Source organism: Saprospiraceae bacterium (assembly GCA_016719615.1).
In the GTDB taxonomy this organism is placed as follows: Bacteria; Bacteroidota; Bacteroidia; order Chitinophagales; family Saprospiraceae; genus Vicinibacter.
Genome location: JADJYQ010000005.1, coordinates 256,372 through 280,924 on the forward strand (window position 1 = coordinate 256,372; position 24,553 = coordinate 280,924).

The window sequence follows — 24,553 nt, forward strand, 5'->3', positions numbered from 1 at the left end:
TTCAAAGATCAAACAGTCAAACAGTCAAACAGTCAAACAGTCAAACAGTCAAACAGTCAAACAGTCAAACAGTCAAGCAGTCAAGCAGTCAAGCGGTTCATTTTTTAAGCAGTACAAACAGATTCAGCAGTCAACCGAGTCAAGCAGTCAAGCCGTCAGCAGTCAAGCATTCAATCATTTAAGAATTTCGTCAAGCGTCAAACACTAAACCAAAAGCACGTGAAATCAACCCGGAACAATAATTAGGGATGGGTTTCAACCCATTCCCGTCAAACAGTCAAACTAACCCTTTCCCCTCTTATACACCGGCACCGTCGAACAAGGTTCACCAAACATAATGGACGCAACAAAGGGTTTAAGATGGGCAGTTAATTCCAAATAAGCAGAAGCGGGAACTTCTTTATCACTACACCCCTTGATAACGATTTTGGAATCTTTGTAAATAGAGGCATCAATAGCCCTTATTTTATCGCGATAATAGCTAATTAAAAAATCTTTTTTGGTTCCGAAATAAATATCCGCAACAACTTCACTTGCGTAACTGGCCACTAACATATATGCCCAGGTTGGTATAATGGCATCTGCAGAACAAAGTATGGTGAGATAACTATCCTTGTATAAATTCCAGTCGTGTTCTTTGAGTGCTTTTCTGAAATCGAGCTCTTTCAAAATTAAACCATGAAAGAGATAATCCTTCAAATCAAACTCATAAACAGTTTTATCCGGAAAATAGTCCTCAAGTTTAAGGGTAATCAAACCACTTTGAGCAACGCGATTTACAAGGGTGTCCATATTTTATTCTTCTGAACTGTCTGTTATCATTTCAGTTACGGGTTCTTCCGGAATTTTTGCCTCAACTTCAATAGGTGCAGGTTCTCCGATTTCCTGATCTGGAGCTGCAAATTCCTTGAGTTTGGGTAAATCGCTCAAACTTTTTAATCCAAAATATTCCATAAACCGCTGGGTAGTACCTAATAATATGGGTTTCCCGGGTCCTTCACTCCTTCCTGTGATTTCAACCAATTCTTTTTCCATCAATTTTTGGATCGAATGCTCGGAATTGACACCGCGAATTTGTTCGATCTCCGATTTGGAAATGGGTTGTTTATAAGCAATAATCGCCAATGCTTCCATCGCTGCTTTGGAGAGTTTTTTGCGATTGGTCATTTTGATATGCTCCGCGATAACCGGAAAATGGGCGGGTTTAGATAAAAACTGGTAACCTCCTGCGATTTCTTTAAGTTCAATTCCGTATTCATCTGAAGTGTAGCGCTCCGTTAACTGAAAAAGTGCATGCTCAATTTCATCTAAACTAATACTTATCGAACGGCTGTTTTCAATGCAGTATTTAATGTCCGTCGGACTAATAGGTTGCGGCGAGACAAATAATAAACTCTCAACGGCAGGTGTCAATGGATTCAAATTCATATCACAAAATTAATCAGTCTGAACAAACCGGATTTAAATTCCCAAGGCTTGATGTAAAACTCAAGGTCCTTTGGAAAATTATTAACAATTGAACGCAAGAAAAGATCATGCTTTAAATGAAGCAGGGTACCATCCAAGCAGATGATACCCCGCATAACCCCAAAAAACCAATTGAAACTTAGTTTTTTATATTTCTCTCATTTCATTGCAAAACGACAATTCATCATGGTTTATGATAATAATGACAGAATTTTAATGAAAAGAGTTCCCTATTTCTGGTAGAAATATAAAACATTTTGCTTTTCTTAACAAATTAATTTATTTATGCTTATAATTTAATAATATATATATTCAATAATTTTATAATGTATTTTTGAATTACTTCAGCCTCAATTTGAAGCACAATGCATTGTTCATGTAAACAAAAGTAACTTTTAAGCCAAAAAGCCTCTAATCTTATATGCCTTCACACTCCATTATCCATCATCAAAGAAAAGAGAAAAACAAGATATGGAGGTTGGGAAGGAAAAAAGGGGGCCCACAGGCAAAAGGGGGGGCATGATCTTTTATCTTTAATCCATTCTCCAGCTTGTTTTGCTTAGTTTTGCCTGTTGAAGCACCGAATTTTAAATGATTTATGGCTAAGTTAAAAACAATTTATGTGTGCACTGAATGCGGGACTACTGCCCCAAAGTGGTCAGGGAAATGTACATCGTGTGCTGCATGGAATTCTATGGTTGAAGAAGTTGTAGAACGAGAAGTTTCGCCAAAATTGACAAGTCAATGGAAAGAATACGAGCATCTGCCCGGTAAGACAACTGCTGTTTTATTGGATGAAATTAGTTCCGTGTCTGAAAAAAGAATTACCACAGGCGATGCCGAATTAAATAAAGGTTTAGGTGGAGGTTTGGTCAAAGGTTCAGTGAGCCTGCTTACTGGCCAACCGGGTATTGGTAAATCTACTTTGATGCTACAACTGGCTTTAAATGCAAATGTGGATACCGTTTTATATGTATCCGGCGAAGAGAGTGGTGAACAAATTAAAATGCGGGCTGACAGAATTCATACTTCAAAAAAATCTTGTTATTTGCTTTCTGAGACACGGGTCCAAAGTATTCTAGCGGAAGCTGTAAGATTAAAAACCGGATTATTGATCGTCGATTCTGTGCAAACCTTATTCAGCGGTGATCTGGATTCTGCACCCGGGTCTATCAGTCAGATTCGAGAAAGTGCTTTTCAATTAATAAGATATGCCAAGGAAAGCGGGACTCCCGTCATTATAATAGGCCATATCAATAAGGAAGGTGAAATCGCCGGGCCTAAATTGTTGGAACACATGGTAGATACCGTTTTGCATTTTGAAGGAGAAAAACAATATTCTTATCGCATCCTTAGGGTGCTTAAAAACAGGTTTGGTTCTACTGATGAACTGTGTATTTATGAAATGCAGGCCAACGGATTAAGAGCCATCACTAATCCTTCGGAATTATTGCTCTCCCAAAATGAAGAACTGCTCAGCGGTTCAGCTATAGCGGCAACTATTGAAGGGCAACGTGCATTGCTCATTGAAACACAAGCCCTCGTTAGTCCTGCAGTCTATCCAAGCCCGCAACGCGTGGCGAATGGTTTTGATAACCGAAGAATGGCAATGCTTTTAGCCGTCCTCGAAAAGCGATGCGGTTTTTCGCTCGCGCAAAAAGATGTTTTTCTCAATGTAGCAGGAGGCATACGCGTTAATGACCCTGCAATGGATCTTGCTGTAGTTGCTGCTGTGATATCTTCCTTAGAAGACAAGGCACTTCATAAACAAATTTGTTTCGCCGCAGAAGTCGGTTTGTCGGGAGAGGTTCGCTCGGTCTCCCGCATTGAATCGCGTATTCAGGAAGCCATGCGGATAGGTTTCAAGGCGGTATGCATCTCAAAATACAATTTGAAATCATGGGACCCTTCCAAGTATAAAATTAATATTGTGCCAATTGCTACAGTAGATGAGCTCTATGACAAAGTGTTTTCTAAAACATAATGCCATTACAGTTAAAACGAAATTCTATCAGGGAAAGCTTATCATGAATTTATTAAAATCCATATTGCAAAAAATTACAAATTTGATTTCAAATTTAACTCAAAGGCAATTTTTGGTTTTGGTATTTATCATTGGATCGCCGGCATATTTTCTGAATCTGGGCACTATACCCATCATTGGTGATGAAGGCATTCGAAATCTGGTAGCGCTGGAAATGAAACTTTCAGGCAATTTCATAGTGCCGACTTTAAATGGAGAACTTTATTTGAACAAACCTCCATTGTTTAATTGGTTGATTTATGTAAGTTCCGAAGTCTTAGGGCAATATGGGGAATGGCCTTCGAGGCTGCTCAATCTCTTGTTTTTGTTTATTTATGCCTTCACGGTTTATTATTGGTCATCGAAATATCAATCCTTTGCTAATCCATTGTTGTTAGCTCTCATGTTGTTGACCAGTGGTCGGATCCTTTTTTGGGACAGCATGTTTGGGTTAATTGATATTTGTTTTTCATGGATCGTTTTTCTAAATTTTATGCTGCTCTACCATTTTGGAAATCAACGCAAATGGATATCCTGTTTTTTAGCTTCCTATCTGCTTTGCAGTATTGCATTTATGTTAAAGGGATTGCCGGCACTTGTTTTTCAGGCGATAAGTATCATTGCGACACTGATCTATTTTGAGGCATTTAAAAAACAAATAATTTCCTGGAAGCACACCCTGGCAGCACTTGCTGGAATGTTGCCAGTGATGGTCTATTATTGTGTTTACATGAATTTTGTGCCACTTGATCAGGTATTTGCGGTATTAATGGATCAGTCTATGCAACGCACAGCCACACATCATGGTGTTTTTAAAATGATCATTCATATTTTTACCTTTCCTTTCGAACAAGTATATCACTTTTTGCCCTGGTCACTATTTATAGTATTCTTATTTTCAAGAAAATTTTGGCAATGGATTCAGTCAAATCAATTTGTTAAATTTAATCTGGTCATATTACTTGCTAATCTTCCTGTTTATTGGTTATCTGTTGAAGTCTATCCAAGATATCTGCTGATGTTTATCCCATTATTTAATGTAATTGTTGTTTATTTGTACGATCAATGGAGCCATTGGTCCCCAAAATTTACTCAATTATTTTACAAGGCATTTGTGGCTATAGCCGCATTACTAACAATTGTTAGTTTTTGTTTACCATTATATCCTGGATCAGAAAAATTGTCAAACTTAATACAAATATGGGCGGCTTCATGTATACTCCTAACTTGTATGATGATTCCAATTTGGAAATTTAAGCAACAATGGATGATTTGGTTTGCATTGTTTATATTTGGCATTAGAATCGTATTTAATTTTACCGTTTTGCCAGTTCGCGCAATATCAGAAAAGAGTTATACTTGTAAAATGGATGCGAAACGCATACACGATCAGTATCACCAGTTCAATTGGTATGTTTTTGATAGTACAGAAATGCATCAGATATCCCGGTTTTATATGACAAACTACTATCAAGAAATTATTACCAAGAAAAAGATTGCCAATGATACAATGGGTTTGTATCTTGTTGATTCGGAAAAATATCCTGATTTTAGCGGCGTTAAACAGGATTCACTTTATGTTGAAACTGGAAAATTTTTACATCTCATGAAATGGAAGCAATAAAATGGTGGATCTGTCTGTAGTTATATGTGTCTATAATGAAATGGAGAATATCAATCCTCTGGTAGAAAAACTCAGGGCAGTTTTAAAAAGTCTTAAATATGAATTGATATTTGTAGATGATGGTTCAACTGATGAAACACTGGCGCGATTGAGCTTATTGAAGGAGTCAGATATGAAAATTATTGAGTTCAGGAGAAATTATGGACAAAGCGCGGCATTAGCTGCCGGTATTGAAATGGCAGGTGGTCACTGGATTGCCACCATGGATGGCGATCTGCAAAATGATCCTGCCGATATACCCAGAATGTTGGAACTGGCGATCACTAAAAATTTGGATCTGCTTGCAGGAATTCGGCAAAACCGCAAAGATGGGTTCATACTGCGGAAGATCCCTTCAAAAATTGCAAATTTTCTCATCAGAAATGCGAGTGGTGTGCATCTTCACGATTACGGCTGTACCTTAAAAATAATGAAGGCAGATCTTGCAAAAAATTTGGGAATTTATGGCGAGCTACATCGATTTATCCCGGTATTAGCGGATCTTGAAGGTGCTCGTATGGATGAAACACCTGTTTTACATCATGCAAGAAATGCCGGGCAATCGAAGTATGGAATCAACCGAACCATGCGCGTGTTAAGCGATTTATTGTTGATCCTCTATTTGAAAAAATTCAGACACAAACCCATGCATTTATTTGGTGGATGGGGTGTTTTGTTTACCATGGTGGGTGGACTTATCATGATGTATCTTTTGGCCGAAAAGCTTGCAGGGCATGACATCTGGGGAAGGCCTATTTTAATATTGGGCACGATATTAATTGTGACCGGACTTCAATTGATTGTGTTGGGCATTCTTTCTGAAATGCAATTGCGAACCTATTACGAATCCCAGGGAAAGAAGGTTTACAGGATCCGAAAAATACACAGCCTTCGTGAAGAAACCCTTTAAGACAAAATGATTTCTTATACTTTTCCAAGTTGGTTAAAATGGACTCTCAAACTGCTGATCTCATTAGCCATCATTTTTTTTATTGCAGAAAAAATCAGCTGGTCAGAATTTTTTTCTATTTTAAGTGAAGCAAATCCATATTGGCTCATTTTGGCAATCTTATTTTTTACGATGTCCAAATTGATTTCTGCAGAACGATTCAGGGAATTAGTGCGGCTGCATTTTCCGCAATTTGATGTAAAACAAAACCTGCATTTGTACTGGAAAAGTATGTACTACAATCTATTGCTACCCGGAGGTATTAGTGGGGATGCTTATAAAATGAAAGTCCTCAGAGATCGTTTTTCTTTGTCCATCGGGCAATTGATAAAATTGGTGTTGGCAGATCGAATTTCCGGTTTAATTGCATTGTTGCAGTGGGCTTTGCTATTGATGATGTTATTGAGTGAGTTCAGAATTTACTTCATTTGGATCTTATCAGCATTTCTGCTATCCCTGATGATCGCCTGGATTTTTTTGAAATTTATCAATCCATTATATCTTGTCATACGTAAGCGTTTGGCTTTATTTTCTGCGATGGTCCAGCTCATGCAATTAATTTCTGCCCTCGCCATCATTTATGCTTTGCATCAACAAGAGCACTTAGGTGCTTACCTCTTATTATTTTTAGGCTCATCCCTGGCTGCAATGATTCCGGTAACAATAGGTGGAGCGGGCGCACGTGAAATTTGTTTTATGTATGGAGCGCCTCTTGTAGGTGGTGTTGTTGAAGAAGCCATTGCTGTTGGATTTGTTTTTTATCTGATTTCAACAGCGGTCTCTTTGACGGGTATGATCCTCTCGTTTAAGAGGAATAAGACCGATGAGATTTCAGTTTCATAAGCATCAATGTTAATTTGATGATATTGTAGGGTACCTACGGCACGCCGTGAATTATTTTCTATTTGGTTACCATTATTTTGTCCCTACGCGACATGACCAAGCTCAAAGCTCAAAGCTCAAAGCTCAAAGCTCAAAGCTCAAAGCTCAAAGCTCAAAGCTCAAAGCTCAAAGCTCAAAGCTCAAAGCTCAAAGCTCAAAGCTCAAAGCTCAAAGCTCAAAGCTCAAAGCTCAAAGCTCAAAGCTCAAAGCTCAAGCTCAAAGCTCAAGCTCAAAGCTCAAAGCTCAAAGCTCAAAGCTCAAAGCTCAAAGCTCAAAGCTCAAAGCTCAAAGCTCAAAGCTCAAAGCTCAAAGCTCAAAGCTCAAAGCTCAAAGCTCAAAGCTCAAAGCAATATTATTTAACAAGTAAAGTTCTGAAAAATAATTTGAAAAAATACGTATTTATTTGAACTAACATTCGTTAGGGCGTGTTTTTTTCTAACAGACTAACAGACTAACAGACTAACAGACTAACAGACTAACAGACTAACAGACTAACAGACTACAGACTAACAGACTAACAGACTAACAGACTAACAGACTAACAGACTAACAGACTAACAGACTAACAAACTTCTTCCTAAAAGCCTCCTGACATCATAAAGTTATTGCAAATAAGAAGTTTATTTATGTCGGGAAAGCCTACCAGCCTACCAGCAAAAGAAAACATGAAAGCTTGAAATGCCAATAAGTAATAAGTCATTTAAAATTTCAAGACCTGTTTGCCAAATACCCGTTCATTTCGCTCAAACACCTGGAGAGAATAAGTACCTGGCGGAAGATGCTTTGTGTGAATCCAGTGACTTCCTTGTTGCAATTTTTGACGATGCACGACTTGCCCCATCAAATCGACAAGCTCCAAATGCATATCCTGGGGATTGTAACCGATTACATTTAAAACAAAAGAGTGAGAAAATGGATTGGGCCAGTTTTGAATTTGGATGGCATCTTCAGTTGTGTTTTCATTATTCACCACTGCAATGCGTACGGTTCTGCACAGAGTATCTGCACCATTTTTATTTTTGACGATCAGGCAAACCTCGTAAATACCTGGCTTTGAAAAACGATGTACTGGATGCTGCTGGGTGCTGCCGTTTTCTGCACTTGCAGGGTCACCAAAATTCCAATGCCATTCTTCCACTTCATAAGCACTTAAATCAGTAAATTGGAAGTTTAAAAAATCCAAACTGTCCTGATGATACCGCCAGTGACACCAGGGAATGTTGTCTATACCGAGGCTGTCGCAGACACTACCATCAATCGGACCTAAACGGTAGTTTGGGAAGTTGGGAAGACAGGATCTGATAGTAGGTGAATAAATGTCATGTTGCTTGAAGTTACAATTTTCAAAATCTCCATTAGGATTATGAATGACATGCAAGGATCGTGTTGGAAAGGATACTTGTCCATAGATTTTTCCATCTGGGGCGAATTGCATGGGACCAAATTGAGTTGGTGTCGTAAAGCCTCCAGAAGTTAGCTCTTTAAATCCATCATAAATCCCTGAAATTTTGCCTATTGCTAAATTGTTTCCATTCAATGAAAATTGATAGAGAGTGTCAAGTTTAGTATAGTATAAATATTTGCCATTTGAAGAAAATGCGCAACCAGCATCCCAGTCATTGATTTGATAATTTAAGCGTAAAAATTGAAATGAGTCGAATTTACCTTCACAACGGTTAAATTTCATGAAGAAGATATGATATCGATTTAATAAACCATCATTAGTGGCAGTGCAGAAATATTGACCATCGTTAGAGAAAAAGGATTGTCCTGCTTCGCCTCTTGATTTTGGAATTCCAAAGTTTTGATGGAGGTGTAATTTAACTCCACTCGGATCGACCAAAAAAATATAGTAAGCACTTTTTGTATCTTCGGATACAACTACCCACCAATCCCTACCATTGGCATGTTTAGTAGCGATTAAACAAGCATCATCCAAGGTATCTATGACCATTGGTATCCTTCGGGTTATGACACTTCCCAAACCACGGTTCAAGTTCATATTGATTAGCGAATATTCGACAGATTTGGTGCTAAGTCCGTAATTATCGAAGTAATGGTCAATTTTATTAAACAAAATATATAAACCAGAATTACTTGGAAAGGGTATAATTAATACATTTTGTGAACCTGCAACGCCTAGTTCCGGGTATTTAATATCGTTCCCAGATCATCCCCATTGAACATAAGGCTGTCATTAGGACCTTCAATATAACCTCCATTGCTAGCAAACAAATAATTTCCAAGTCTATCGCAAATATTTGCCCCACTTCTGTTAAAGTCAATTCTTTTATATTTCTCTTCATAAAAAATTGGATTCCCATCTGGTGTGTCAAAATCCATGATAGCACAACCCCAACCAGTATCGTAGGGATTATCTGCGAAACTATATCCCATTAACCATTTGAAATCGTGTTTTTGAGTATAAGCTATTGTATTAAATAGCAATAATATATAGAGTAATATGAAATTGAGTTTCATTGTGAAATATTTTGAAGGTTGATAAAATCCCGGAAGCAAAACAATAATGTGTTTTTACTTCCGGGAGTACTTTAAGAAATGGATGAATGAATCATCTGTTTAGTTTGAAATGATCACTGGTTGACTTGCCAGAGTTTGTTTTCCATTTTTGAGGTTTAACAGATACATTCCATCTGGCATATTTGGTACATCGATTATTTGATGATTTATATCATGATTCACCGGATGCCTGCTTATTACCTGTCCGTGTATATTGCACAATTCAATTACTTTGGGTGAAGAATAATCATCAGCCTTTAAATGCACGATAATTTGTTGTTGTGCCGGATTGGTCTTGACGATAAAGTGGAGATTGGAACTGCGATCTGTTTTTTGACGAATGACCATTGAAGTGTCGAGACAATCGTAATCGTCATAAGTCTGGCTGGCATACCATTTGTACATTGCTCGGGCCTGATATACAATAACCCCACCTAGTCTTGGACACTGTTCAGCTACATCCAAAATTTCAGCTGCCTGTGTGCTGTTAAATGAAAAATCTGTTACGCCAAGCATGGTAAGATACATATCGTTTACGATCACTTCATTGCTATCAATAATATTGGCAGCATCAACTGTATCGTTTGCATTCACCAGATCTTCTTTATCAGCGATAATTTTTGTGAGATGTTCGTCCCATAATTCCAGCAAGTCCAACAGCAATGTATCCGTTTCAACCAATTGAGCCTCTCTTAAATTGATCGCATTGGTGCTGTCTGTAGAGTTGCCTGCAATAGTGATCAAACTATCCAAAACCCTTATGGAATCGGAAGCAGTACGAAATCCTTCTTTCAATTCATCCAGTATCTCTAGATCAGAACTAGAATAAGATAACAAGGTGTCTATATCGAAAGCAATTTCCATCAGTTCAGCATACGAACTACCTGTACTGGCGGAATAAAAGCTATCGACATAACTGTTTTGGTTATGTGCCCCTGCATCCACGCGAAGTCTTTCTAATAATTGACGGCGGCCTTCATAGTCCAGACTAAAACCATAGTCTCCTCCTGCCATTTGACCTCTTGCGAGGAATTCGTCGCCTTCATCAATGTCGGCAAATTCAAGCTCACGATCCGGACTTAAAAATTCGGCATCACAAAGATTGTCTTCATCGCATTCGACAGAAGAACCATCCGAAGGCCAAAACCAATTTGTTGAAGTATTGTCACAATTTTGCGCTGGGTAAATTGTGGGAGGCCACAATGGTGCATTACATGTTTCAATATAAAATCTTGATTGTTGTATATCTCTATTATTTCCTACATTTACTGCTGCACCCTTATAATATGAAGCTGTTGGAAAGCTACCATACCATAAATTTCCCTTATCAGCTTGACTTCCCATCATGGTGGAAGATGCCAAACGCAAACCTGCAGAAAGGCCGCGGATCTCGTTGTGACCAAATCCGTTGGTCCTGCGGCAAGGCCCTACAAAATTAAATCCGTAATCTGTGCCACTTGTATAATTGCAACAGAATCGGGTATTTCCGGTATTGATGGAATGAAATCCGACAATTTTGTTAAAGCCACTTGAGGCGATGACATCGTTTTCAATAACAAAACCGTCTCGGGAATCATTGTGAATGATACCCACTCCGGAATAAGTCGTATTACTGTCATCGTTGAATGTTACAACATTATACCCAACGCCAATGTTTACACAATCGCGGATGTCAATACCATTACTTTTGGAATGGAGGTAGAGTTCGTTCCAGCTGATCACCGCACCCAATCCTCTTGCACCCAAGCTTTGTAATAAAATTCCAATCATAAAATTTTCTGTGGGTTCGGTGCCATCTGTAGATATGATATTGTAGCTGATCAGAGGCGCAATTAATGAGACAGGAAATTCAACTTCGATTCCATGTTCTGCCACGTGATGAATTTCATTATCCAGAATTGCCGGTGAATTCATAGATTGAAAATCATGTACACCTGCCCTAACATATCCAATTTCATTTAATGCTATGTCGCCCAACCAGGACCTGATACCTGAAATACCGCATAAAGCATTTGTAATGGTGTCCCTGTTGGCTTTGAGATTACAATCTCTTACCCAGATACCGATGCCAACCGGATTGGTAAAGTTTCTATTGGCTGTTCCATGATTGAGCATATTGTAGATGATCAGACGATGGCATTCCAGATTACTATATTTACCGCAGACACCAACAATGACATTACTGATGTAATTCCTGTAATAAGGACTGGCCAGCGATTTACTACCAATGACCAAATTAGCATTATTTACATCAAATCCTGCTAAAGCGCGTCCATTTGGATTGGGTGAAATACCTGAATAATTAGGTCGCCTTAATAGACCGGTTCCTCCACCTAAAATAGAAGGATTGTCAATGATGTTATTTTGAAAGACCAATCGAACGTTGTGAATCGTCGTCGAGTATCCTGTGCCAGGAATGTAAAAAGCTACATAATTGTGGTAAAATTCATTATTGTATAGTGTCACGTTGGCGGTGCCCGCAGCCTTTATGGCATATTGGGCATCATAAATATCATTTCCAGAACCCCAAAGTCTTGCACCTGAGTTTACGGTAATGCCTTTCCAAAGAGTATCACAGGCGTAAATCAAATTGTCGGTGATGGTAAGTCGTTTACTACTCAAAATTCTGATTTCAGAGCCGGCCTCCATTTCCAAAGTGCAACTAGAAATGAGCACATTGATGTCCATTTGTACAGTTCCCTGAAACACATAACAACCACTGCTTAATATTCCCGAAGGGTAGTACGAAGAAAAATTTGTGGTGGTGCCTCGGGTACCAACAATTGTAGGATTTTGGACATTGCAATTGCACCCGGCAAAATTTTTATTATCCATAGTTGAAATGATAAAAATGAATGGAAGTAAAATTAGAAATTTTAGTGGAAAAATAATCTTAAAATTAAAAAATTCGTCATACTCATTCGAAGGAGCGTTGGAGCGGAATTTCGAGATGTGAAATTTTGCGAGCTCCTGACTAAGCTTAGAGCCTCAGCGGGGGGGGGGTAATCATAAAATAATACATATAAAACAATTTAAAAAATAAAAAATCGGTGTAAGATTTTTTAATTCTGAAAACCCAACCAAAGAACAAAAGTCAGTGTTGTAAATGGAGATTAAATGTACTACAAGGATTTAAAAAATCCAAGAACTTTAACATATAAAAATTTTCATAATATTATATATTTGGCCAAAAGGGGCAATTATTTTCACATTAAACGCATTGGGGAATTAGCCATATTTCGTATTTGAAATTAAAATGATTTAATTGACAGCTTATGATACTAACAATTGTTAGGTATGTTGAAAGTTTGAATTAAATGAAAGCTAATTATATGTTTTAAGATGTATAGCGTACCTACGGCACGCCGTGAAGATTTATTCTGTTTTTTTTTACCAATATTTTGTCCCTACGGGACAGGGGAGCAGCAGTCAAGCAGTCAAGCAGTCAAGCAGTCAAAGCTCAAAGCTCAAAGCTCAAAGCTCAAAGCTCAAAGCTCAAAGCTCAAAGCTCAAAGCTCAAAGCTCAAAGCTCAAAGCTCAAAGCTCAAAGCTCAAAGCTCAAAGCTCAAAGCTCAAAGCTCAAAGCTCAAAGCTCAAGCTCAAAGCTCAAAGCTCAAAGCCCAAAGCTCAAGCAAAGCTCAAAGCTCAAAGCTCAAAGCTCAAAGCTCAAAGCTCAAAGCTCAAAGCTCAAAGCTCAAAGCTCAAAGCTCAAAGCTCAAAGCTCAAAGCTCAAAGCTCAAAGCTCAAAGCTCAAAGCTCAAAGCTCAAAGCTCAAAGCTCAAAGCTCAAAGCAATCTTTTTTAACCAGTAAAGATCGGAAAAATAATTTGAAAAAAAGTGGTATATTATTGAACTAACATATGTTAGTGCGTGTTTTTCTCACTACAAGCCTACAAGCTCGCTCAGACAAGCCTACAAGCCTACAAGCCTACAAGCCTACAAGCCTACAACGCCAAAATCCCTTTTCCCCAAATTCCTTTCCGTTTACGATGATTGAAATTTTATGTTCACCCGGATAAAATACCCTTGTCGTGATAGGTTTAAATTTTTGTTTCCGCGTGATTTCTAAGGAGCTATTTCCGGGAATATCCCGTTCGCTGATTTTAAATACTTTGCGGGAATGTTGTCCGTTTTTCAAGAGGTAATAAATACCATATTCGAGACGAAGTGCAGATGATTTTTGACTTTTGTTGTCTATTGTAATTTTAAATTCAAGATCTTCTCCAATTTTAATTTTAGGCCTTTTAAGATTGAATTGGGTAAGTTTGAAATGTTCGCTTTTATGTAAGGCATAATACTTTAAAATATCAGGATGTCCTTGTTTGAGTAAAGTCCGGCTCGCATGTTTGATTAGGCTGTCGGTTTCACTGCTGATGCCCTTCCAATTTTTGATAATTTGCAGGGCTATCTTAGGATGATCCTTGGATATGTCATTGATACTATTGGCTACGCTTCTACGTACAGTTTCGGAGGGATCTGATTTGAGGTGGTCTAAAATGGGAATCAGAAGCGTTGGATCTTTTTTGAGATAGGGTACACCCAAGGCCCAGGGTAAACGAGGTCTGCTTCCTTCGCTGGCAAGCCGTCTTACTTTTTCATTTTTGTTTAACGACCATTGTAACATTTGTTCGAGCATCGGATTTGGATAATGAATTAAAAAGGGTCGCACTGCAAATTCACAACTGCTAAAAACAGTTATGCGTTCCATTGCTTTAACAGAGGTATTGAAATCATGAATTCCAAATTGTTCGATAAAATCGGGCAAGAACATAAACTCTAGGCTAAATTCATGCATCCCTTTGGATTGAAGTTTGGCGATCAACTCCATAATTTGCTTAGAAGCCATTTTGTAATCAGGCGAAAGCTGGAGCTTAAGCGCAGAAGAAATATGCCTCATGCGTTGTTTGAGTTCTTTGTGCTTCCAATCTTTATCAAATACATTTTTAATAAATTCTTCAACATTTGCACCGGGCACGACTTCAGAAAGAGTTGTTGCAAATTGTTTAATGAAACCGGTTGTGTACAAATCTTTTAACAGGGAACTCATAGTAGAATAATTGTTTTGTTTTAAGGAAGGCTTAAGTGAGGGAATGTAGCAATTATATCTTTTCCAATTGGCTGCGCGTAAGTTCGTTTGTTTGATCGCCGGTATTTAGGGTTCCTGCAGGTTCAAACAACAGCACTGAAACTTCCTGCTCTGCTATCGGTCGGTGTTCGACGCCTTTAGGCACAACGAGTATTTCATTTTCCCTGACCGATACTGTCCTGTCTCTGAATTCCATGGTAAAAGTTCCATTAATAACCATGAATAATTCATCTTCAAAATCGTGCTTATACCAGACAAAACTGCCTTTGAATTTTACGACTTTAACATGTTGACCATTGAGTTCGGCAACAATTCGAGGATTCCAGTGATCATCGAAAGAGTTGAGTTTTTTTTGAAGGTTTATGACTTCCATTTTGAGAATATTCGTTTAATGTACGAACATAAGGATAAATTCGGAATGCATCGAAATGAATAATGGCTTCAATTCTAATTATATTACTTATCGATAAAGACTATAATTTTGAAAGTATAATAATTGTTGAGAGCGTTTTATCAAACAGTTCATTATTTGATACTATTTTTAGGCTTCTTAAATCAAATTCATTGACGACATTTCGCATTCGTAAAATTGGGGTATTGGGTGCCGGTTTGATGGGTTCAGGGATAGCCTGCCATCTTGCAGGGGCCGGGTATAAAGTCTTACTATTGGACAGGGCTTCCCCCGGTGCTGACAAAAACAAACTGGTAAACGAAAGTTTGAAATCTTGTTTATTATCAAAACCTTCCCCTATTTATCGAAAAGATTTTACAGCGCGAATTGACACGGGAAACTTTGAAGATGATTTTCAAAAATTACAGACATGCGATTGGATCATTGAGGCCATTGTAGAGGAGCTCACAGCTAAAATAGAATTGTACGAAAAAATTGAATCCGTTCGCCATCCCTATTCAATCATAAGCAGTAATACTTCCGGTTTGCCAATTCACATGTTGACAAAAAAAAGAAGTGATGAATTTAAATCGCATTTTGTAGCTACTCATTTTTTTAATCCACCAAGGTACCTTCCATTGTTGGAGATCATACCATGTGCAGAAACCAAATCCGAAGTCATAGAATTCATGATGGATTTCGGTTCCAGATTTTTGGGCAAACAAACGGTATTGTGTAAAGATCGTCCGGGATTTATTGCCAATAGGATTATTATACCTTATATGGTTTCCATTATGGAACTCTGCGAATCGCTTGGGCTTCCCATTTATATAGTGGATAAGCTAACGGGACCTGCTATGGGTCGCCCCAAATCCGGAACTTTCCGATTGGCAGATCTCGTTGGATTAGATACTTCAGCAATGGTATTTAAAGGCCTGAAAGAGCATTGCAGAGATGATATCATGTTGCATGAAATACATCAAGTTGCCGCTTTTGATTTTTTATTGCAACAAAAGTATTTTGGAGACAAATCGGGTAAAGGTTTTTATGAAAAATTGAAAGAGAGAGATAAACAAGGAAAAAGTCAGATTCATGCCTTGAATTTGCAAACCTTAGTGTACGAGCCCCAACAAAATATATCATTGGAAAGTCTGCAGTTGTCTAAACAAATTGAAGATTTGCCCCGGAGATTGAAAACAGTTTTTTCGCTGGATGACCTTGGAGCACAATTGTTGAAAAAGAGTACAGCATTTTTATTTTCTTATTCCGCACAAAGGATTCCTGAAATTTCAGATACCATTTATGGAGTCGATCAGGCAATGTGCAGTGGCTTTGCCTGGGAGTTGGGTCCTTTCCAACTTTGGGATGTTTTGGGATTTCAGCAAGGGCTGAGTTTGATAAAGGAACATGGGTATGAAGTTCCGGAGTGGATAAATAGAATGAAGGAACAAAATTTGAAGCGTTTTTATAACGATTCAATCCAAGGCTCTGAATGTTTAGATCCGGTACAATTGATCTATCATGTTATGCCAGGCTCAAATACAGATCTATTTTTTAGTATATCAAAAAAAGAAAAACAAATTTTTGAAAATGAAGAAATACAAATTTTAGATCTGGACGACGGAGTGTTATTTGTAAATTTTATCAGCAAAAATAATATCATTGGTGAAGGTATACTCCGCGGTATCCAACATGCCATTGAGATTGCTGAAAATCAGGGCTGGAAAGGAGTTGTTATCGGCAACACATCTGAGCATTTTACTGTAGGAGCCAACCTCTTGTATATTGGTATGATGGCTTTTCAACAGGATTACCGACAACTTGATCATGCTGCAAAATTATTTCAGGAGACATCGATGCGTTGCAGGTATTCTGCGATACCCGTTGTCTGTGCATGCCAGGGATATACTTTTGGAGGTGGGGTAGAATTGCTCATGCATTGCGATGCGTCTGTAGCTTATGCTGAATCTTATATTGGATTGGTGGAAATGGGTGTGGGCATTTTGCCCTGTGGTGGAGGAACAAAGGAATTTGCAAGAAAACTCAGTCTCGAAATGAAAGAAGGCGAGGTACATATGCCTCAATTGATCCATAGATTTAAAACCATCGCAACAGCTGCTGTTTCAACTTCTGCCTACGAAGCCTTTGACATGGGATATCTCGATGAGGCTCGTGATGGGGTGTGTATTCAAAAACGAACAAACGTTCGTAAGGCAAAGGATAAGGTATTACAACGCAGTGAAAATTATGTGCAGCCCATAGAAACCGGAATTCATGTTTTGGGGCAAAGCGGCCTGGCGACTTTATATGTAGCCGCCAATTCCATGCTTCAAGCCGCTTATGCCAGCGAACACGATGTAAAAATAGCCCGCAAAATTGCTTATGTCCTGTGTGGTGGTGAATTAAGTGCTCCACAAAAAGTATCTGAGCAGTATTTGTTGGATCTGGAAAGAGAAGCGTTTCTGAGTTTATGTGCAGAACCTAAGACGCTGGAGCGAATACAGTATATGCTGGAGAACCGGAAGCCGTTGAGGAATTAGTTTTTTAGGCTAAAAGGCTAAAGGGAAAAGGTTTAAAGGAAAAAATGGAATTAAATCTCAGCGTTGTCTTTATCCCGCTTTGAATATATCATTTGATATTTAACTTTATGATGAAAGCGGAATGAAGATTAAGCACAGCAATAGTAAGCTTGAGTGCATGAGCAATTAGTATTTTAGGCTAAAGGGTTGAAGTGAAATAGATAGCAAAGGAGTTGCAAAAATGTTACCATGACTTTTCTTAATTCCTTGTCAAAGAATTATATCACATTTTTTTTCTCAAACTTATTATCAGACTACCTAAGACTTTTGAAGCTTCATGGCATTTTCGAAGGTTGGTTTCAAATTCAGATGGAGTAACAAATTCCAAATTTATGGACAATTTGCATTGATATTGAAGTTCTTTCAATGATCCATAAGCAATTTCCAAAAATCGCAAATAATCTTTTTGACTTTTTCTGCTGCAGCCTTCTACAATATTAGATGGTACGGACAGTGCCGCACGTCTTATTTGTGCAGTTAATCCATAAATTTCTTCTTTTGGAAATTTTTTAGTGACCTGATATATTAGTATTACGATTTCGTGTGCTAATTAAAATGCTATTAATTTTTGGTGATCTCTCATAAATAGTTTTTTAAATTACATCTGTAAAATTATAAGACTTGATAAGAATTTGGTTATTAATGGAAATCGATCAAACAGCCAATTTTTTAAATGGGGGTATAAATTTATTGAACTGAGGAATTTGATTCAAAAACTTTTAACCTTTGACCTTTTCCCTTTAGCCTAAAACTTAATGTTATATTTTCCAAAAACTCCCCCAATCTCCTTATTTTTACCCTACACAACATCGCCTAGGTTATGAAAACTGAATTTCTAACACCCGATTTATTTACGCAAACTGTTGCTAAAACGGCTAGTGTCAATGGGATTTCCTATGAGATTATTCCGGGGGAAACTATCCTGTCATTTGTACGTAGGCATTTTGACCAGCAGGCCATTCCCACACTTTGTGATGCGCCGAATCTGGAGCCATTCGGATCCTGCAGGGTCTGCAGTGTGGAAGTTTCGAGAGTTGGAGTGCCGGGAAAAAGAACAGTGGCATCCTGCCATACACCTGTTGATGAAGGGATGATCATTGAAACGGAGAGTGAGCCCATACAGAAATTGCGCAAAAACATCATGGAGCTGGTTTTGACAGATCATCCTCTGGATTGCCTGACTTGTGAGGTCAATGGAAATTGTGAATTGCAAGATGTTGCTGCAAGGGTGGGGATCCGAAAAGTGCGTTATCCTGAAGGAAAGAACCATCTCGACCGGACAAAAGATAAAAGTCATCCTTATATGACTTCCGATCTTTCCAAATGCATCATGTGTTACCGTTGTGTGAGAGCCTGCGACGAGGTGCAGGGGCAACATGTTTTGTCGGTTATGGGAAGGGGATTCGACAGCCAGATTATCAAAGGTATGAACGAATCCTTTATGGAATCCGATTGTGTAAGCTGTGGTGCTTGTGCGCAGGCTTGTCCGACTTCCGCGATCTCAGATGTATTTCAGTCAAAATCATTGGTGGGCCAGGATAAAGTGAGAACCGTATGTACTTATTGTGGGGTAGGATGTAATCTGGAAGTAAGTGTAAAGAGTGGAAAAATTCTGAGTATTCAAGCCCCTTTTAATGCAGATGTAAACCAGGGACATACTTGTTTAAAGGGTCGCTATGCTTTTCGTTTTTACAATCATCCGGAACGCATTCACCATCCCATGATCCGCAAAAACGGAATACTCGAAAAAGTGAGCTGGGATGAAGCTTACGATTTCATCGTGAATAAACTGAATGAAATTAAAAGCAATTTCGGTCCCGATGCAATCGGTGGAGTTTCTTCAGCGCGGTGTACGAATGAAGAAAATTACTTGATGCAAAAATTCTTCAGAGCCGTTATCGGTACAAATAATATAGATGGTTGTGCAAGGGTCTGTCATTCACCAACAGCACTTGGCATGCAACGCACTTTTGGAACCGGAGCTGCTACGAATTCTGTGGAAGATTTAAAATTTACTTCTGCGATACTTGTGATTGGGGCAAATCCAACAGAAGGACATCCGGTAACGGGTGCAAAACTCAAGCAACATGCAATGAAGGGCAAAACCACAATCGTCATTGATCCTCGTCGTACCGAAATTGCTAAATATGCTACCATACATTTGCAATTGAGACCTGGTACCAACGTGGCAGTTCTCAATATGATGTTGTATTATATCATTAAAGAGGATTTAGTAAATAAAGATTTTATCGACACTCGAACTGAAGGTTTTGAAGATTTCAAAAACAATATTTTGAATTTGAATTTGGATTCATTGGAAGCTGTTTCCGGAGTGCCGCGCGAACAAGCCCGTCAAGCAGCCATTGCTTATGCCAGTGCTCCTTTGGCGATGTCTTTTCATGGCTTGGGGGTAACAGAACATTACCAGGGAACTTATACTGTTATGTTGATTGCGGATCTGGCCATGATTACCGGAAATATTGGCAAAAAGGTTGTGGGGTAAATCCATTAAGGGGCCAAAATAATGTACAGGGTATGGCCGACATGGGTGTACAACCTTATCAGGGAGCGGGCTATTTGGACCTCACCTTACCGGAAGTAAAAGCAAAATACAGTGCATTTTACGGAGCTGATGTGCCATCTGAAATAGGACTCAAGATTCCTGAAATGTACGACGCTGCTCTGGCAGGCCAGTTCAAAGCAATGTGGATCATGGGTGATGATCTGGCGCAATCTGATCCGAATACCCATAAAGTAGCGAAAGCCCTGGAAGCTTTAGATTTACTTATTGTCCAGGAAATTTTCATGACCGAGACCGCCAAGTTCGCACATGTAGTTTTACCAGGAGCATCGTTTCTAGAAAAAGAAGGAACCTTTACCAATGGTGAGCGCAGAATTCAAAAAGTTCAACAGGTTGTAAAACCGGTGGGCGAATCCAAAGCCGATGGGCAAATTATTGTTGACCTCATGAATCGAATGGGATATGTACAGGCGGATTATCAGGCTAAAACTATGTTAGAAGAGATTTCACAGATAGTTCCATTTTTCGCAGGGGTAAAATGGGATGAATTGGGAGAAAACGGAAAACAGTGGCCGGTATTGGCAGACGGTAGTGACACTAAAATCTTACATACGGATAGCTTTAAAAGAGGGAAAGGAAAATTTGAATTCAGAGAATACGTGGAGTCTCCTGAAATCATGGAAAATTATAAAGAATATCCTTTCATACTTACAACCAATAGGGTTCTGGAACATTACAATGCGGGTACAATGACTCGGCGTACCGGTAATGTAGAGATCATTAAAGAGGATGTAGTACTTATCAATCCTGCAGATGCCCAATTGTTTGACATCAAAAATGGTGATCCCGTTTCGATTGAATCTGCACGGGGAAAAATTACCATTCATGCCCATTTAACGGATGAAGTAAAGCAAGGTGTGATCAGCACGACCTTTCATTTTCCGGAGCTGTTTGTCAACATTGTCACCTCAGATATCAGCGACTCTATCGCAAAATGTCCGGAATATAAAGTAGTGTGTGTGAAGATTGGGAAAGAGGTAAATAGTTGAAAGTTGATAGTTGTTAGATGATGGTTGATGATTATAGATTATAGAGATTATTGATTATTGATTATTGATTATTGATGTGAAACTAACAAACGTTAGTTAGTTGAATTTTAATCTTCTGCATCCATTTTATGCATTCAATCATGTAAACATTTTGAACCCTAAGATGTTGTTGCGTACCTACGGCACGCTGTGGTTTTTTTCAGCGAGTTTTTACCAATATGATGTCCCTACGGGACATCGATTTCAAACAGTCAAGTCATCAAACCATATCTCTGTCAGTAATTTTTAATGCGCGATTAAAAATGCGATTTCACAAATCAATGCCGGCTTCAGCCGGATTTTAAACGCAATCTCCAAAAAATGCTCATTTGAAAACGAGTGCCCCAAAGACATAAAATGAATCGGAAACTATAAATAGGAATGGGTTTCAACCCATTCCGAATAAGGAATAAAACCCAGCCGGATTCAAAACCTGAATTCAAAAATCTCCCAAAGAAACACAAGCCAAAAAATAAAGAATGCGAAGAAAACAATAATTAGGAAAGTGCTTCAACCGATTCCTCCTGAACGCATCAAATAGATTTTATGTAAAACAAAATACCACAACCCAAAGCCGGCTTCAGCCGGATTTTAAACGCAATCTCCAAAAAATGCTCATTTGAAAACGAGTGCCCCAAGAACATAAAATGAACCGGAAACTATAAATAGGAATGGGTTTCAACCCATTCCGAATAAGGAATAAAACCCAGCCGGATTCAGAAACCTGAATTCAAAAATCTCCCAAAGAAACACAAGCCAAAAAAAGAGGAATGCGTAGAAAGCAATCATTAGGAATGGGTTTCAACACATTCCCGTCAAGCAGTGTATTTTCTCCTCCTTGAAGCTTTTGCCAAATGCACATGGCCGGCCAATCCACACATCTTGTATTCTTCCGTCTTTTCCCTAACTTCGCAACTCAATTTAAGATATGCGTATTTCATTTGATTGGTTAAAGCAATATATTGATATTCAGGAGAGTGCTGAGGAAATCTCGCATATTTTGACATCACTTGGACTTGAGGTGGAATCTATTGAGCAGATGGGCGTTCCCGATGAAAATTTAGAGGGAGTTGTGGTTGCTGAGGTTTTGGAATGTTGGAAACATCCAAATGCGGATCGATTGAGACTCACAAAAGTGGATGTCGGAAATGGTGAAATTCTTCAAGTGGTATGTGGTGCTCCAAATGTAGCAGCGGGTCAAAAAGTACTGCTTGCTAAAGAAGGAGCGACTTTGTTTCCGCTGAATGGAGAAAAGTTTACGATTAAAAAAGGAAAAATCAGAGGAGAAGTTTCAGAAGGGATGATTTGTGCAGAGGATGAACTCGGTTTGGGCCCATCACACGATGGAATTATCGTGTTGGATCCTTCTTGTATTGTAGGGACTCCGGCGGCTCAGACAATAGCAAGGAATGCAGATATTATTTTTGAAATTGGATTGACACCTAATAGAGCAGATGCTACCAGCCATCTTGGGGTTGCAAAAGATCTATTGGCCTGGTACCGGGTACACAAAGATGCCGATAAACAATTAAAGGAAATTCAAATAAGTGAAATAGAATCTGCTCAAAGTTCGATGGATATTCAAGTAACAATTGAGGATCCGGATTTGTGTCCACGGTACAGTGGAATTTGTTTAAGCAACATAACAGTTCAGGATTCACCGGATTGGCTGCAAGTGAGGATCAAAGCTATGGGATTGCAACCGATCAATAATATAGTGGATGTCACCAATTTTATAATGTATGAACTGGGGCAGCCGCTTCATGCCTTTGATTATGATCAAATTCCACAGCACAAAATCATTGTTAAAAATTTGATAGATGGGACTGATTTTAAAACTTTGGACGAAGTGGATCGCAAATTGCGAGCAACAGACCTAATGATTTGCGATGGTAATCTTCAGCCACTTTGTATGGCGGGTGTTTTTGGAGGCTTTGGTTCCGGAGTAAGCTCAACGACAAAACGAATTTTTATCGAGTCCGCATATTTTGATCCGGGCACTGTCCGCCGTGCAAGTATGTCTCATAATTTGAGGACCCAATCTGCAAAGTGTTTTGAGAAGGGCACAGATCCAAATGCGACAGTCAGGGCATTAGGCAGAGCCGTATTTTTATTGCAGGAGATATGTGGGGCCAGGATTGATTCTGCAATGGTTGATGTCTATCCAAAAATCATGAAGGTCGCTGAGGTCATACTGGATGTTACGCAAGCTGTTCAATTATCTGGTCTTCCTTTAGATTTAGAAGCATTGAAACGCGTTTTATTTGCTTTAGACATGGAGTTGGTCGACCAACAGAATGGAAACTTACAAGTGTTTGTACCGACCAACAAACCCGATGTAAAACGTCCTGCTGACCTCGTTGAAGAAGTATGCCGGGTTTATGGATTAGACTCCATCCCGGTCCCGGAAACCTTGAAAATTTCATTCCCAAAAATTCTAAAAACAAAATATCCGGTGAAGCGAAAAATTTCGCAGTGGTTAAGTGCTGCAGGCTTGCACGAGATCATGAGTTTGTCATTGGTGCGCTCGGCTATTTGTACGAAAACCGGCATTTGGAATGAAACAGACCTCATTTATATTAATAATACATCCAATATTCACCTTGATGTAATGAAACCTTCTATTTGTTTGGGTGGATTAGAAGCTTTACAATATAATGCAAACCGGCAACAGTCGGATCTTGCTTTTTTTGAAATGGGGAAGCAATATATCCGCAAACAGGATAAGATTGTAGAAGAAGATTTGCTTGGAATATGTTTATATGGCCATAAACGCCTTCAACATTGGATTGAAGGAAAAGCAAAAGCGAACGATTTCTTTGAGCTTAAGTCCATTTTTAAAGGCCTCTTAGATTTTTTTCAAATTCGAGCAATTGAAACTTCTGAATTGCAAAACGACCCGATTTTTGAGTTCGGTTTGGCAGTTTTTGTAAATGGACATACTATGCTGAAGTATGGGAAATTGAAAACAACATTGAGTGCTTCCTATGATTTGAAAAGGGAAGTTTGGTATGGAGAGATCTATTTGGAAGTTTTTAAATTGGCTTCAGAGCAAAATTCTTCTGATTACATTGATTTCTCCAAATTCCCTTTGATAAAAAGGGACCTGGCCTTGGTTCTAGACCAGAAAGTGAAATATGAAGAAGTGGAACTACAAGCCAAAAATACATGTGGGATTTATTTAAAAGACATTCAATTGTTTGATGTTTATAAAAATGAAGAACAATTAGGTGCCGATAAGAAATCAATGGCGATCAGTCTAAGTTTCGAACATCAGGACAGACAGTTAACCGGAGAAGAAATGGATGCTCTGATGCAATCATTAATTCTAGATTATGAGTCAAAGCTGGGGGCAATTGTCCGCAGATAAATTATATATTATTG

At 38.7% G+C, this 24,553-nt stretch carries 15 protein-coding genes and 2 pseudogenes; 9 read left to right on the plus strand and 8 right to left on the minus strand.

The genetic code is table 11. The features are described from left to right. Nucleotides 1-282: 282 nt before the first annotated feature. A complete protein-coding gene (locus IPM92_10790) occupies nucleotides 283-792 on the minus strand; it encodes a DUF2480 family protein (protein MBK9108827.1) in 510 nt (169 codons plus the stop codon). A gap of 3 nt (nucleotides 793-795) precedes the next feature. Beyond that, a complete protein-coding gene (scpB, locus tag IPM92_10795) occupies nucleotides 796-1,428 on the minus strand; it encodes an SMC-Scp complex subunit ScpB (protein MBK9108828.1) in 633 nt (210 codons plus the stop codon). A 637-nt stretch (nucleotides 1,429-2,065) separates the two neighbouring features. Between scpB and radA the strand changes: the two genes are divergently transcribed. The 5 genes from radA (at nucleotide 2,066) to IPM92_10820 (ending at nucleotide 7,391) form a co-directional block, all read left to right on the plus strand. Further along, on the plus strand, nucleotides 2,066-3,451 hold the full coding sequence (radA, locus tag IPM92_10800) for a DNA repair protein RadA (protein MBK9108829.1): 1,386 nt from the start codon (nucleotides 2,066-2,068) through the stop codon (nucleotides 3,449-3,451). A 43-nt stretch (nucleotides 3,452-3,494) separates the two neighbouring features. Next, a complete protein-coding gene (locus IPM92_10805) occupies nucleotides 3,495-5,114 on the plus strand; it encodes a hypothetical protein (protein ID MBK9108830.1) in 1,620 nt (539 codons plus the stop codon). A gap of 1 nt (nucleotide 5,115) precedes the next feature. Further along, nucleotides 5,116-6,063 (plus strand): glycosyltransferase family 2 protein, encoded by a 948-nt coding sequence (locus IPM92_10810; protein MBK9108831.1) that lies wholly within the window; start codon nucleotides 5,116-5,118, stop codon nucleotides 6,061-6,063. A gap of 6 nt (nucleotides 6,064-6,069) precedes the next feature. Next, nucleotides 6,070-6,945, plus strand: a complete 876-nt coding sequence (locus IPM92_10815; protein ID MBK9108832.1) for a flippase-like domain-containing protein — start codon at nucleotides 6,070-6,072, stop codon at nucleotides 6,943-6,945. A 62-nt stretch (nucleotides 6,946-7,007) separates the two neighbouring features. Further along, complete coding sequence (locus IPM92_10820; protein MBK9108833.1) at nucleotides 7,008-7,391, plus strand: hypothetical protein; 384 nt, start codon at nucleotides 7,008-7,010, stop codon at nucleotides 7,389-7,391. Nucleotides 7,392-7,684: 293 nt separating this feature from the next. Here IPM92_10820 and IPM92_10825 read toward each other — a convergent pair whose 3' ends face one another. The 3 genes from IPM92_10825 to IPM92_10835 form a co-directional block, all read right to left on the minus strand. After that, nucleotides 7,685-8,980 (minus strand): T9SS type A sorting domain-containing protein, encoded by a 1,296-nt coding sequence (locus IPM92_10825; GenBank protein ID MBK9108834.1) that lies wholly within the window; start codon nucleotides 8,978-8,980, stop codon nucleotides 7,685-7,687. A gap of 143 nt (nucleotides 8,981-9,123) precedes the next feature. Then, a complete protein-coding gene (locus tag IPM92_10830; protein MBK9108835.1) occupies nucleotides 9,124-9,465 on the minus strand; it encodes a hypothetical protein in 342 nt (113 codons plus the stop codon). Between the two features lie 99 nt (nucleotides 9,466-9,564). Continuing rightward, nucleotides 9,565-12,339, minus strand: a complete 2,775-nt coding sequence (locus IPM92_10835; GenBank protein ID MBK9108836.1) for a T9SS type A sorting domain-containing protein — start codon at nucleotides 12,337-12,339, stop codon at nucleotides 9,565-9,567. A gap of 507 nt (nucleotides 12,340-12,846) precedes the next feature. Here IPM92_10835 and IPM92_10840 point away from each other — a divergent pair. Next, complete coding sequence (locus tag IPM92_10840) at nucleotides 12,847-13,308, plus strand: hypothetical protein (GenBank protein MBK9108837.1); 462 nt, start codon at nucleotides 12,847-12,849, stop codon at nucleotides 13,306-13,308. Nucleotides 13,309-13,432: 124 nt separating this feature from the next. On the opposite strand, the gene IPM92_10845 is transcribed toward IPM92_10840, so the two are convergent. Beyond that, the gene (locus IPM92_10845; GenBank protein ID MBK9108838.1) at nucleotides 13,433-14,551 is read right to left on the minus strand and encodes a DNA alkylation repair protein; all 1,119 of its coding nucleotides are present in this window, start codon (nucleotides 14,549-14,551) and stop codon (nucleotides 13,433-13,435) included. A gap of 52 nt (nucleotides 14,552-14,603) precedes the next feature. Then, on the minus strand, nucleotides 14,604-14,963 hold the full coding sequence (locus IPM92_10850; protein MBK9108839.1) for a cupin domain-containing protein: 360 nt from the start codon (nucleotides 14,961-14,963) through the stop codon (nucleotides 14,604-14,606). A gap of 62 nt (nucleotides 14,964-15,025) precedes the next feature. Between IPM92_10850 and IPM92_10855 the strand changes: the two genes are divergently transcribed. Continuing rightward, entirely contained in the window at nucleotides 15,026-17,521 is a 2,496-nt protein-coding gene (locus IPM92_10855) for a 3-hydroxyacyl-CoA dehydrogenase/enoyl-CoA hydratase family protein (GenBank protein ID MBK9108840.1), read from the plus strand. 262 nt (nucleotides 17,522-17,783) lie between these two features. Here the strand turns inward: IPM92_10855 and IPM92_10860 are convergent. Then, a pseudogene (locus IPM92_10860) lies at nucleotides 17,784-18,143 on the minus strand (four helix bundle protein). A gap of 237 nt (nucleotides 18,144-18,380) precedes the next feature. On the opposite strand from IPM92_10860, the pseudogene fdhF reads away from it, so the two are divergent. Beyond that, nucleotides 18,381-21,130, plus strand: a pseudogene (gene fdhF, locus IPM92_10865) (formate dehydrogenase subunit alpha). Between the two features lie 967 nt (nucleotides 21,131-22,097). Further along, nucleotides 22,098-24,539 carry a phenylalanine--tRNA ligase subunit beta gene (locus tag IPM92_10870; protein ID MBK9108841.1) on the plus strand — a complete coding sequence of 814 codons (2,442 nt, stop codon included), beginning with the start codon at nucleotides 22,098-22,100 and terminating at the stop codon, nucleotides 24,537-24,539. The last annotated feature ends 14 nt before the right edge of the window (nucleotides 24,540-24,553 follow it).

Excerpts from the sequence above, each read along its gene's own strand:
- IPM92_10790 (MBK9108827.1), bottom strand. The coding sequence starts at position 792 with ATGGACACCCTTGTAAATCGCGTTGCTCAAAGTGGTTTGATTACCCTT.
- scpB (MBK9108828.1), bottom strand. The coding sequence starts at position 1,428 with ATGAATTTGAATCCATTGACACCTGCCGTTGAGAGTTTATTATTTGTC.
- radA (MBK9108829.1), top strand. The coding sequence starts at position 2,066 with ATGGCTAAGTTAAAAACAATTTATGTGTGCACTGAATGCGGGACTACT.
- IPM92_10805 (MBK9108830.1), top strand. The coding sequence starts at position 3,495 with ATGAATTTATTAAAATCCATATTGCAAAAAATTACAAATTTGATTTCA.
- IPM92_10810 (MBK9108831.1), top strand. The coding sequence starts at position 5,116 with ATGGTGGATCTGTCTGTAGTTATATGTGTCTATAATGAAATGGAGAAT.
- IPM92_10815 (MBK9108832.1), top strand. The coding sequence starts at position 6,070 with ATGATTTCTTATACTTTTCCAAGTTGGTTAAAATGGACTCTCAAACTG.
- IPM92_10830 (MBK9108835.1), bottom strand. The coding sequence starts at position 9,465 with ATGAAACTCAATTTCATATTACTCTATATATTATTGCTATTTAATACA.
- IPM92_10835 (MBK9108836.1), bottom strand. The coding sequence starts at position 12,339 with ATGGATAATAAAAATTTTGCCGGGTGCAATTGCAATGTCCAAAATCCT.
- IPM92_10840 (MBK9108837.1), top strand. The coding sequence starts at position 12,847 with ATGTATAGCGTACCTACGGCACGCCGTGAAGATTTATTCTGTTTTTTT.
- IPM92_10845 (MBK9108838.1), bottom strand. The coding sequence starts at position 14,551 with ATGAGTTCCCTGTTAAAAGATTTGTACACAACCGGTTTCATTAAACAA.
- IPM92_10850 (MBK9108839.1), bottom strand. The coding sequence starts at position 14,963 with ATGGAAGTCATAAACCTTCAAAAAAAACTCAACTCTTTCGATGATCAC.
- IPM92_10855 (MBK9108840.1), top strand. The coding sequence starts at position 15,026 with ATGGCTTCAATTCTAATTATATTACTTATCGATAAAGACTATAATTTT.
- IPM92_10870 (MBK9108841.1), top strand. The coding sequence starts at position 22,098 with ATGCGTATTTCATTTGATTGGTTAAAGCAATATATTGATATTCAGGAG.